Annotated in this window: 5 protein-coding genes; 2 read left to right on the top strand and 3 right to left on the bottom strand. The window is 68.1% G+C overall.

Going from position 1 to position 12,559, the window contains the following annotated elements; all coding sequences use genetic code 11:
- Positions 1–3: 3 nt before the first annotated feature.
- Positions 4–1,272, bottom strand: coding sequence for a lipoprotein-releasing ABC transporter permease subunit (locus KEC55_RS29475; protein ID WP_282508601.1), 1,269 nt, complete (start codon positions 1,270–1,272; stop codon positions 4–6).
- Positions 1,273–1,554: 282 nt separating this feature from the next.
- On the opposite strand from KEC55_RS29475, the gene KEC55_RS29480 reads away from it, so the two are divergent.
- Together KEC55_RS29480 and pbpC are read left to right on the top strand one after the other, a co-directional pair.
- Positions 1,555–7,557, top strand: coding sequence for an MG2 domain-containing protein (locus KEC55_RS29480; protein WP_282508602.1), 6,003 nt, complete (start codon positions 1,555–1,557; stop codon positions 7,555–7,557).
- A gap of 54 nt (positions 7,558–7,611) precedes the next feature.
- Positions 7,612–10,023, top strand: a complete 2,412-nt coding sequence (gene pbpC, locus KEC55_RS29485) for a penicillin-binding protein 1C (RefSeq protein WP_282508603.1) — start codon at positions 7,612–7,614, stop codon at positions 10,021–10,023.
- 76 nt (positions 10,024–10,099) lie between these two features.
- On the opposite strand, the gene KEC55_RS29490 is transcribed toward pbpC, so the two are convergent.
- Positions 10,100–10,945, bottom strand: a complete 846-nt coding sequence (locus KEC55_RS29490) for a GNAT family N-acetyltransferase (RefSeq protein ID WP_282508604.1) — start codon at positions 10,943–10,945, stop codon at positions 10,100–10,102.
- Positions 10,946–11,068: 123 nt separating this feature from the next.
- Positions 11,069–12,475 (bottom strand): methyl-accepting chemotaxis protein, encoded by a 1,407-nt coding sequence (locus KEC55_RS29495; protein WP_282508605.1) that lies wholly within the window; start codon positions 12,473–12,475, stop codon positions 11,069–11,071.
- Positions 12,476–12,559: the final 84 nt, after the last annotated feature.

The raw sequence follows: 12,559 nt of genomic DNA on the forward strand, positions 1-12,559 counted from the left end.
GGCTTATTCGTCGCGCAGGGCCTCGGCCGGCCGCACGCGGGCGGCGCGCCAGCTCGGGTACAGCGTCGCGACGCACGACATCAGGAACGCGGCCGCGGCGATCTCGATCACGTCGACCGCCGCGAGCTTCGACGGCAGCGAGCTGAGGAAGTACACGGACGGCGTCAGGAAGTGGATGCCGAGCAACCGTTCGATCGCCGGCAGCACCCACGGGATGCTGACCGCGATCGCGCAGCCGAAGGCGACGCCCGCGAGCGTGCCGGCGAGGCCGATCGTCATCCCCTGGATCGCGAAGATCTTCATGATCGACCGCGGCGGCGCACCGAGCGTGCGCAGGATCGCGATGTCACCCTGTTTCTGCGTGACGGTCATCACGAGCGACGACACGAGGTTGAACGCGGCGACCGCGACGATCAGCATCAGGATCAGCGACAGCATCCGCTTCTGCAGCCGCTCGGCTTCGAACCACGTGCGGTTCTGCCGCGTCCAGTCGCGGATGTACAGGTCGCCCGACAGCGAGCGCGACAGCGCGAGCGCGATCTCCGGCGCGCGCTGCAGATCGTCGAGGCGCAGCCGGACGCCGGTCGGCGCGGGCACGTTGAACAGTTTCTGCGCGTCGCGGATATGGATGTACGCGAGCGCGCTGTCGTACTGGTAGTGGCCCGACTCGAACGTGCCGACCACGTTGAACTGGCGGAACTGCGGCAGCGCCTCGCCGATGCGCGCGGTGTTGCCGGGCGCGAAGAACGTGATGCGGTCTCCGATCTTCACGTGCAGCGCATCGGCGAGCGCCGAGCCGAGCACGATGCCCATCTCGCCCGGCACGAGCGCGTCGAGGCGGCCGGTCTTCAGCTTGCGCGCGATCTCGGACACGCGCGGCTCGAGCACGGGGTCGATGCCGCGCAACGCGACGCCCGTCACGCTGCCCGCGTTCGTCAGCAGCGCCTGCGCGTCGACGTACGGCGCGATCGCCCGCACGGCTGGGTTCTGCAGCGATTCGTGCGCGGTGAGCCGCCAGTCGGGCATCGCGCCGGACGGCGAGAAGATTTCCACGTGTGCGAGCACCGACAGCATCCGGTCGCGCACTTCGGTGCGAAAGCCGTTCATCACCGACAGCACGACGATCAGCGCGGCGACGCCGAGCGCGATGCCGGCCATTGCGGCGCCGGCGATGAACGACACGAAGCCGTCGCCGGCCGAGCGCCGGCCGCCGCGCGCGTAGCGCAGCCCGATCTGCCATTCGAACGGGAGTTTCAAGCGGTTTCCTTTCATTTCGATTCGATCCTGCCGAGCCGCGCATTCTAGCGAACGCGGCGCGGCCGTGTGCAGAGGTCGCGCCATGGACCGAAATCCGCCCGACCGGTCGGTCATCAAGCGGCGTTGCGTGCTGGCACACCGATATTTCCATCGTTTCGGGTCTGATCGATAATGGCGGCCAGCATCCGGTCGAACATACCAAGCAATACGGCGCAACCGGGCCGCGCCGTCACAGACCCATAACAATTCGGGGAAGGTTGCCGCGTCGGCAGCATGTCCTTGACAAGGAAATAACAAATGGATTTGCTGCGCTTCCTGCTGCTCCTGCCGATTCGCGTCGCAGGTTTCGTGTGGTGGCTGCTCGGCTGCGCGCTGCGGCCGCTGGTCGGCGACGTGTCGTGGACGGCGCCCGCGTGGATGGGCATCACCGTCGCGGCCGTGCGCCGCCGCCCGTGGCATGCCGGCGGCCTCGTGCTGCTCGCGGCCGCGCTCGGCTACGGCGGGTACTGGTTCAAGCACCGCCCGAAGCCGCCCGAGCCCGAAACCGTCAGCTTTACCGTGAAGGCGCCGGCGATCACGACCTACGAGGTCGACGACACCGACAAGCCGAAGATCACCGTGCATCCGCTCGAAGTCGTGTTCGCGCAATCGGCCGCGCCGATCGAGCAGGTCGGCAAGCCGGCCGGCGACGGCATCGAGATGACGCCCGCACTGAAGGGCACGTGGGAGTGGGTCGACGACAAGACGCTGCGCTTCACGCCGGCGGCCGACTGGCCGGTCGGCGCGCACGTCGAGGTGCGTTTCGCGGTGCACCGCGTGTTCGCGCCGCAGGTGACGATGCATGACGACCGATTCTCGCTCGACCTGCCGGCGTTCGCTGCCACATTCGGCAACAACGAGTTCTACCAGAACCCCGACAATCCGGCGGAGAAGCAGGCGCTGCTGCAGTTGCGCTTCAACTACCCGGTCGATCCGGCCGAATTCGAGAAGCGCATCGGCCTCGTGCTGGTCGGCCGCGATGGCAAGACCGCGTCGCCGCTGCGCTACACGGTCAACTACGACAAGATGAAGACGGGCGCGTGGGTCTACTCGCAGCCGCTCGAGATCCCGCGCGATCCGTTGTCGGTGCGGCTCGACGTCGACAAGGGCGTGAAGAGCGCGCGCGGCGGCAACGGCACGCCGGACGTGCTGCACGCGTCGGTCGGCGTGCCGGGGCTGTACAGCCTGTCGATCGGCAACGTCGCGCCGACGCTCGTCGACAACGAGCGCTATGAGCCCGAGCAGGTGCTCGTCGCCGAAACGTCCGACGGCGTGCGCAGTGCCGATCTCGCCGCGCGCGCGAAGGCGTGGGTGCTGCCGAAGCGCAAGCCGGGCGTCGATCAATCCGACGACGATCCGCCGTACGAATGGAACGTGGCCGACATCAGCGATGCGGTGCTGAAGCAGTCGAAGCCGCTGCCGCTCGAAGCGGTGCCGACCGAGAACGATTTCGCGACGCTGCAAAGCTTCAAGTACCACGCGACGCCGGGCGAGCGCGTCGTCGTGCGGTTCGAGGGCGACCTGAAATCGGCGGGCGGCTACCTGCTCGGCAAGCCCGTGACGAGCGCGTTCACGGTGCCCGACTATCCGAAGCTGCTGCGCTTCATGGCCGACGGCTCGCTGCTGTCGATGAGCGGCAGCAAGCGGTTGTCGGTCGTGTCGCGCAACCTGCCGGGGATGAAGGTCGAGATCGGCCGCGTGCTGCCCGACCAGATCCAGCATCTCGTGAGCTTCAACAACGGCACGTACGCGCGGCCCGAGCTGTCCTATTCGTTCAGCGAGGACCACATCGTCGAGCGCTTCGTGCAGACGCGTGCGTTCCCGGCCGGCGAGCCCGGCAAGGCGCATTACGAAGGCATCGATCTTGGCCAGTACCTGAAGGGCGGCAAGCGCGGCGTGTTCCTGCTGCACCTGTCGAAGTACGATCCGGCGGCCGAGAAGAAGAAAGCCGACGACGCGAAGGACGGCGATGCATCGTCCGGCGACGGCGGCCAGGATCAGTCCGACAACGCCGATTCGGGCGACAGCAGCGGCAACGGCGATGACAGCGACCGCGCGCTCGGCGATACGCGCCTGATCGTCGTGACCGATCTCGGGATGCTGGTCAAGCGTTCGCTCGACGGCAGCCAGGACGTGTTCATCCAGTCGATCCGCACGGGCAAGCCGGTTGCGGGCGCAACGGTTTCGGTGCTCGCGGTGAACGGCCAGGCGCTGTTCACGCAGACGACCGCTGCCGACGGCGTCGTGCATTTCCCCGCGTTCAAGGGGCTCGACCGCGAGAAACGTCCGCAGCTGTATGTCGTGAAGAAGGACACCGACCTGTCGTTCCTGCCGGTGGCCGGCCGCGACCGCCAGCTCGATTTCTCGCGCTTCGACGTCGACGGCGAGCGCAACGCGACCGGCCAGGGGCAGCTCTCCGCGTACCTGTTCTCGGATCGCGGCCTGTACCGGCCCGGCGATCCGTTCCACATCGGCCTGATCGTGCGCGCGGCCAGCTGGGCGCGCAGCCCGGCCGGCGTGCCGCTGCAGGCGGAAATCGTCGATCCGCGCGGCATCACCGTCGAGCGCAAGCCGGTGACCGTCGACGCGACGGGCTTCACCGAGCTCGGCTACACGACCGCCGAAACGGCGCCGACCGGCACGTGGACGGTCAACCTGTATATCGTGAAGGACGGCCAGCCGGGCGCCGAGCCGATCGGCAGCACGACCGTGCAGGTGAAGGAGTTCCTGCCCGACCGGATGAAGGTCGACGCGAAGCTGTCGCAGCAGGTCGTCGAAGGATGGGTGAAGCCGAAGGGGCTGAAGGGCATCGTCGATGCGCAGAACCTGTTCGGCACGCCGGCGGAGAAACGCCGCGTCGCGGCGACGCTGACGCTGCGCCCCGTGTGGCCGTCGTTCCGCAGCTGGCAGGGCTATCACTTCTTCGATGCACGCCGTGCGAAGGAGGGCTACACGACGACGCTGCAGGACGGCACGACCGACGACCACGGCCATGCCGAGTTCGACCTCGATCTCGACAAGTACGCGGACGCGACCTACCAGCTGTATTTCCAGGCGAAGGCCTATGAAGCGGAAGGCGGGCGCAACGTTGCCGCGAACGCGCAGACGCTCGTGTCGAACAACGACTGGCTCGTCGGCTACAAGTCGGTCGACGATCTCGGCTACGTGAAGCGCGGCAGCCCGCGCACGGTGCGGCTCGTCGCGATCGATCCGGGCGCGAAGGCGATCGATGTGAAGGACCTGCGCGCGCAGCTCGTCGAGGAGCGCTACGTGTCGGTGCTGACCAAGCAGGATTCCGGCGCGTACAAATACGATTCGCGGCTGAAGGAAGTGCCGGTCGACGAGAAGCCGCTGGCGATTCCGGCCGCAGGGCTCGACTTCGCGCTGCGCACCGACAAGCCGGGCAGCTATGCGCTCGTGATCCGCCGCGCGGACGGCACCGCGGTGAACCGGATCGAGTATTCGGTCACCGGCGCCGCGAACGTCACGCGCTCGCTCGACCGCAACGCCGAGCTGCAGGTGAGCCTCGCGAAGCACGACTTCAAACCGGGCGAGCAGGTGGAGATCGCGATCCGCGCGCCTTACGCGGGCAGCGGCCTGATCACGATCGAACGCGACAAGGTGTATGCGCACGCGTGGTTCCATGCGGACACGACGAGCTCGATCCAGCACATCACGGTGCCGGCCGGCTTCGAAGGCAACGGCTACATCAACGTGCAATACATCCGCGACCCGTCGTCCGACGAGATCTTCATGAGCCCGCTGAGCTACGGCGTCGTGCCGTTCTCGGTGAACCTCGACGCGCGCCGCAACGCGGTGAGCGTCGATGCGCCGGCGCTCGTGAAGCCGGGCGATACCGTCAACTTCACCGTGCATTCGGCGAAGCCCGCGAAGGTCGTCGTGTTCGCGGTCGACGAGGGCATCCTGCAGGTCGCGCGCTACAAGCTCGGCGATCCGCTGAAGTTCTTCTTCCGCAAGCGGATGCTCGAAGTCGGCACGTCGCAGATTCTCGACCTGATCCTGCCGGACTTCGAGAAGCTGATGGCGATGGCCGCGCCCGGCGGCGACGCCGACGATGCAATCGGCCGTCAGCTGAACCCGTTCAAGCGCAAGCGCGACAAGCCGGTCGTCTACTGGTCGGGGATCGTCGACGTGAACGGCGAGTCGCGGTTGAGCTATACGGTGCCCGACTACTTCAACGGGAAGCTGCGCGTGATGGCCGTGTCGGTGTCGCCGGACCTGGTCGGCACGTTCGAAGGTGCGACAACGGTGCGGGGCGATTTCGTGCTGTCGCCGAACGTGCCGACGACGCTCGCGCCGGGCGACGAGGCCGACGTCAGCGTCGGTGTCGCGAACAACCTGACGGGCGTCGGCAATCAGCCGGTGCCGGTGGCCGTCACGCTGAAGACGGGCCCGCAGCTGCAGGTGATCGGGCCGGCGACGCAGAACGTCGCGCTCGCGCCGCAGCATGAAGGCGTCGCGATGTTCCGTGTGAAGGCGACCGATACGCTCGGCTCGGGCGCGCTGTCGTTCGGCGCGCGCTATGGCGCGAAGGGGGCGCAGCAGCGCGTCGACGTGTCGGTGCGGCCGGCCGCCGCGTTCCGCACGCAGCTCGACATCGCGCGCGTCGATCCGGGCAAGAAGGCGAGCGTGCCGAACCTGCGGTCGATGTACGACGCGTATGCGTCGCGCGACGCGAGCATCTCGACCGCGCCGCTCGTGCTGTCCGAGGGGCTGTCGTCGTATCTCGTCAACTTCGACCACTACTGCAGCGAGCAGATGGTGAGCGCGGTCGTGCCGCGCGTGTTCGCGGCGAAGTGGCTGTCGGTGCGCGCGCTGACGAGCGCGATGCATGCGCCCGAAGCCGGTGCGGATGCGGCGAACGCGAGCGCGATCACGCAGTTCCTCGGCGTGCTGCGCAGCCGGCAGAACGCGCAGGGCGGGTTCGGGCTGTGGGGCGCGACGCCCGATGCCGATCCGTTCGTGTCCGCGTATGCGATGCACGTGCTGGTCGACGCGCGCGATCGCGGTGTTGCGGTGCCGAAGGACATGCTCGACGCGGGCAATGCGTATCTGCAGAAGCTCGCCGCGAACGATTCGCTCGGCTCGCTCGACCTGCTGCGGCAGCGCGCGTACGCGGTCTACCTGCTGACGCGCCAGGGCAACGTGACGACCAACAGCCTCGCGGCCGTGCAGAAGCGGCTGCAGGATGCGTACCCGAAGGACTGGAAGAACGATCTCGCGGCCGCGTGGCTCGCCGCGTCGTATCAGTTGCTGAAGCAGGACAAGGAGGCCGCCGCACTGATCGCGGGCCCGCAGGCGTTGCTCGAACGCAAGCGCGCGTCCGACGGCGATTACGTGACGGGTTACTACATCGACCCGCTGACGCGTGACGCGAGCGTGCTGTACCTGCTCGCGAAGCACTTCCCGGATCGCGTGAGCAAGCTGTCGCCGCGCGCGATGGACAACATCGCCGCGCCGCTCGTCGACAACCGCTACAACACGCTGTCGTCGGCGATGACGATCCTCGCGCTCGACGCGTACGCGGCGTCGAACGCAGGCCAGCTCGACCAGCTCGCGATCGACGAGGTGCGTGCGGGTGTCGGCGCGAAGGACGTGTCGTCGATCCAGGCGAACCTCGTACGCTCGGGCACGTGGGCGGCCGGCGCGTCGCGCGTCGACTTCGTGAACGGCAGCGCGTTGCCCGCATGGTGGGTCGCGAGCCAGTCGGGCTACGACCGCGGCACGTCGACGAAGGCGATCAAGAGCGGGCTGGAGATCGTGCGCGACTACACCGATACGGACGGCAAGCCGCTGGACAAGATCACGGTCGGCCAGGAGATCGACGTGCACCTGAAGATCCGCGCGACGGGCTCGGCGAACGTTGGCAACGTCGCGATCGTCGACCTGTTGCCGGGCGGCTTCGATCCGGTGATCGCGCCGCCGCCCGCGACCGACGCGCAGGATGGCGACAGCAACGGCGATGGCGGCGCGTCGGCGCCGGTGGCCGATGCACCGTGGCGTTCGCCGATCGGCGTAAAGGGTTCGACGTGGCAACCGCAGTTCGCGGATGTGCGCGAGGACCGCGTGGTGATCTACGGCACCGCGACCACCGACGTGCGCGAATTCGTCTATCGGATCAAGGCGAGCAACGCGGGCCGCTTCGTCGCGCCGCCCGCGTACGGCGAGTCGATGTACGACCGCCGCGTGCAGGCGCAGGCGCCGGGCGGCATGGCACTGACGGTGGAGCGCGTGCGATGACGATCCGGCTGCTACAGCGTCGCAGGCCGTGTCGAACGCGCGGAGCACCCGCGCGTGGCTGAAGCATCCGTGCTCCGGCGCGCGCTGCACGGCGCCGGCCGCTGGCTGCATCGCTGGCAGAACTGGCTCGTCGGCGCGCTGCTCGTGTTCGGCTCGCTGGCCGCGTGCCGGCTGTGGCCGCATCCGCCGCTGCGCGACTGGAAGCCATCGTCGGTTGCAGTGACGGACGCGCAAGGCCGGTTGCTGCGCCTGACGCTCGCGAAGGACGACCGCTACCGGCTGTGGGTGCCGCTCGACCGGATGTCGCCGCAACTCGTCGAAGCCGTAATGCTGCACGAGGACCGCTGGTTCTGGTGGCATCCGGGCTTCAACCCGTACGGGCTCGCGCGCGGCGTGTGGATCACGTACGTGCGCGGCGGCAATCCGCAGGGCGGGTCGACGCTGACCATGCAGCTCGCACGCTCGCTGTGGAAGCTGAACACGCGCACGCCGGCCGGCAAGCTCGTGCAAGTCGCGCGCGCGATGCAGCTCGAACTGTTCTATTCGAAGCGGCAGATCCTCGAAGCCTATCTGAACGACGCGCCGTACGGCCGCAACGTCGAAGGCGCGGGCACCGCGAGCGTCGTCTATTTCGACCGGATGCCCGATGCGCTGACGCTGCCCGAAGCGCTCGCGCTCGCGGTGATTCCGCAGGATCCCGCACGGCGCGTGCGCGGCGGGCAGGACGAGATCAATCGCTCGCTCGCCACGTCGCGCAACCGGCTGTATGCGCGCTGGCTGACGAAGCATCCGGGCGATGCGTCGCTGAAGCCGCTGTTCGCGTTGCCGCTCGCGATGCGGCCGCTGTCCGCGCTGCCGTTCGACGCGCCGCATGCGGTCGACCAGGCGCTCGCGGCGCGCAGCGCGTGGCGCACGACGTCGGGCAGCGCGGCAGGCGACGGCGATGCCGGTGCGCGGCTCGTGACGACGCTCGATCTCGATCTGCAGCGCACGCTCGAGCGACAGATCGCGCGCTATGTCGCACGCAACGACACGCGCGGCGTGCGCAACGCGGCGGCCATCCTCGTCGATACGCGCGACATGGGTGTAAAGGCGCTCGCCGGCTCCGCGAACTTCTTCGACCGCACCATCGACGGGCAGGTGAACGGTACGCTCGCGCGGCGCTCGCCGGGCTCGACGCTCAAGCCGTTCATCTATGCGCTCGGGTTCGACCAGGGTGTGCTGCATCCGCAGACGGTACTGCGCGATGTGCCGACTTCGTTCGGCCCGTATGCGCCGGAAAATTTCGACGGCCATTTCCTCGGGCCGATCACGGCAACCGACGCGCTGAACCGCAGCCGCAACGTGCCGGCCGTATGGGTCGCGTCGCAGCTCAAGTCGCCTGATCTGTACCAGTTCCTGCAGGAAGCCGGCGTGCGCCGGCTTGCGAGCGCACAGCACTACGGGCTCGCGCTCGTGCTCGGCGGCGGCGAGGTGACGATGCAGGATCTCGCGGCGCTGTACGCGATGCTCGCGAATCGCGGCGAACTCCGGCCGCTGCGGCTGCGCGCGGACGAGCCGGCGCTGCCCGGCCGGCGCTTGCTCAGCGCCGACGCGAGCTACATGACGATGGACATGCTGCGCCAGCACCTGCGTCCCGACGAGACGAGCGGCGCACAGCCGTCGAGCGTGCCCGTGTACTGGAAGACCGGCACGTCATGGTCGTTTCGCGATGCGTGGACGGCCGGCGTGTTCGGCCCGTACGTGCTGGTCGTGTGGGTCGGCAATTTCGACAATTCGACGAATACGGCGTTCGTCGGCGTCGATGCGGCCGCGCCGCTGTTCTTCCAGGTCGTCGACGCGATGAATGCCGAGCGCGCGCTCGTCGAGCCGCCGCGCGCGATGCCGCCGCGGCTGAAGCGCGTGCGGATCTGTCTCGCGAGTGGCGATCTGCCGAACGAGTGGTGTCCGCAGCAGGGCTGGACGTGGTTCATTCCCGGCACGTCGCCGATTCGCGTGAGCACCGTGCACCGGCCCGTCGTGATCGACGATGCGACGGGGAAGGCCGCATGCCCGCCGTACGATGGCAAGCGCACGCATACGGAGATCTTCGAGTTCTGGCCGTCGGATCTGCAGCAGGTGTTCGCGCAGGCTGGTGTGCCACGCAGGCGGCCGCCGCAGAATGCGGACTGTCGCGATGCCGGGCAGGTCGAAGGCGATCCGCCGCGGATCACGTCGCCGCTGCGCGGCAGTACGTATGCGATGCGCGTGAAGCGCACCGAGGAGACGCGCATCGCGTTCAACGCGACGGCCGATGCGAGCGCGCATGCGCTGTACTGGTTCGTCAACGATGCGTACGTCGGCCGCAGTACGCCGGGCGATGTGCTGTTCTGGCAGCCGAGGACGGCCGGCAACTATACGGTGCGGGTGGTCGACGATCACGGGCGCAGCGATCAGCGGCCGTTGGGGGTGGGACTGGAGCAGTAGCGGGGGCGGGCTGTCGGTTGCTGGCGGGGCCGTGGCGTTGCCGTTTGCGGACGATGCGCTCGGGCCGTCCGCTCCGTCAGCCCAACTCGAACGACGTTACCCCGAACACGCGATCGATCGCAATCGCTGGTGCGTCTTGCGTGTACATCCGTGCGGTTTCGAACACGCGCGTCATGCCGTGTGCTTCGGCCAGCGCGACGGCAGCGGGGTTCGTCTCCGGTACGTCGAGCACGATGACCTCGCCGGGCATGCGCGCAGCCAGCGCACGAAACAGCCCGGTGGCGACATCCGCGTCGTCGGCGAACAGCGGGCCGATCTTGCAGCCGGCCTTGCAGCGGCGTATGACCCCGTATCCGGCGACACGCCCGGCATCGACTGTTGCGAGCGCAACGGCATCCGGCTGCGCGATCCATGCGGAGACGAAGCGTTCGCGCGCGGCGGGGAAACACTGGCGATCGTACGCAAGCAACTGGTCGAACGGTACATCGGCAGCCGCGGTCGCCAGCGCGCATCCGATGCCGCTCACGTGCCCCTGATAGCGGATGTTGCGGTACGCGAGCCGGAAGCCGGATTTCCGGTAGTTTGCCTGCTGCGCAACGACGCCGTCGAGCCCGATGTTGCGATCGCCGAGGTAGCGCATGCCGTGCTGCCAGATCCGCATGCCGAAGCCTTTGCCGCGAAACCCGGGTTTGACGATGTAGAGGCCGATGAAGCCGAAACGTTCGTCGTAGGCGACCGCGGCGAGGCATGCGACTGGCTCGTTGCGCCAGAAGCCGATGAAGAAACCGGCCGGGTCCGCTTCCCTGAAACAGTGCGGGTCGTGCAGGCCGGGGTTCCAGCCTTCCGCGGCAGCCCATTCGACGGACATGGCGACTTCGTCGGCCGACATGGTGCGCACGACGAAGTCTTCGTCCCGATTCATGGTTCGCTCCGATGCGGCTGATTGAACCATCATAGTGCCGGCGACGGATATCGGCACGGTCATTTCGTGCCGTCACGGGGCTCGAACAGTAGAAGGCGACGGCCTGCCGATGCAGGCCCCGACTCAGACGCTGTAGCCGATCCGCAGCACCCCCCATTGCCGTCCGCCGACGACGATGGGTGCGGAAACGTCCTTCATCAGCGCGAAGTTGCCGTTGCCCATGTCGCGCCGATAGGTCTGCAGCAGGAACGGCTTGGTATGCGACACGGAAGTGCGCGCCGTGCGGTCCGTGTAGATCCGGCGATTCCGGCAGTTCGCGGCGTTCCACGCGGCGTCCGCGCGCTGGGGCAGTGAGAATTTCCGGTTGTGGGTCGGCAGGTAGCACTGCCGGTCGAAGCTCGCGCAATAGACGATGCGTGCGTCGATCCCGAGTACCGGCTCCTGGATGGCCGGCAGCATGCGGTCGGTGAAGTCGGTGAAGCGCGTCATGAACTGCTGCGGGTCGGTGCCGGGGATCGGCACGTAGTTCGCGTCGAAGAGCGCGTCGAGTGCGATATCGCCGCGCCCGACCGCTTCCTCGAAGCGCTTGCCGATCGCGGCGGCCGTATTCCGCGCCGTGTCGATCAGGCGCGTGTCGGGCGATTCGATGCCGGTCGCGGCCGTGAGTTCGATGAGCGTCTCGGAGACGGAGAGCAGGTTGCCGAGCCGGTCCTTGGCCTGCGAGAAGTTGTCGCTCGAATCCTCGACGCCGGATGCCATCTCGCCGACCTGTTCGTCGAGGCGGTGGCATTGCGTCTCGATTTCGTCGGTCAGCGACGCGATCTGTTCGGCCTCGCCGGCGAGCTCGGTGATCGCATGCCCGGTCGCGTGCACGACCTCGCCGATCGTACGCGTGCCCTCGCGCACGCGATGCGCGCGCGCGGCGTTGTCGGTTCCTTCCGCGATCAGGTGTTCGGTCTGCTCGGCAAGGCGCGCGAGGGTCGTCTCGATCTGGGCCGTCGCCTGTCCGGTCTTGGCGGACAGGTTCTTGACCTCGGCTGCGACGACGGCGAAGCTGCGGCCCGAATCGCCGGCGCGGGCGGCCTCGATCGCGGCGTTCAGCGCGAGCAGGTGGGTCTGTCGCGCGATCACGGAGATCTCTTCGGACACGGCCCGTACGTGATCGAGCGCATCGCGCAGCGCGCCCATCTGGTTGCCGATCGACGTGACGCCCTCGACGAGTCCGTGGATGTCGGCGAGCGACGCCTCGATCGTCTGTTGCGACTGGTGGACCGCGTTCGATGCGTTCGCGCTCACGGCGCGCACCTGCTGCGCGGCCTCGGCGATCCGATGGTTGCCGCGCAACGTGACGGCGGCCGATTCGCGCAGCGTGTGGCAGACCTCCGCCTGTCTGGCGACGCGGGCCGCGACTTCCTCGACGTGACCCGACACATCGCAGATCTCGATGCCGAGCCTGCCGGCCTGCTCGGCGATGTCGCCGACGAGCGCGCGCGACGAACGGTGGCCGCGGCCGATTCCGAAGAAGTTCACGTTGCTGGGTCTCCTGGTGGATGCGCTTGGCCGGTCCTTGACGAATTTTGGGCGTGCGCTCCTGACATGACGGCTGCATAGCCG

Origin of the sequence: Burkholderia cepacia (assembly GCF_029962485.1) — a bacterium.
GTDB lineage: Bacteria > Pseudomonadota > Gammaproteobacteria > Burkholderiales > Burkholderiaceae > Burkholderia.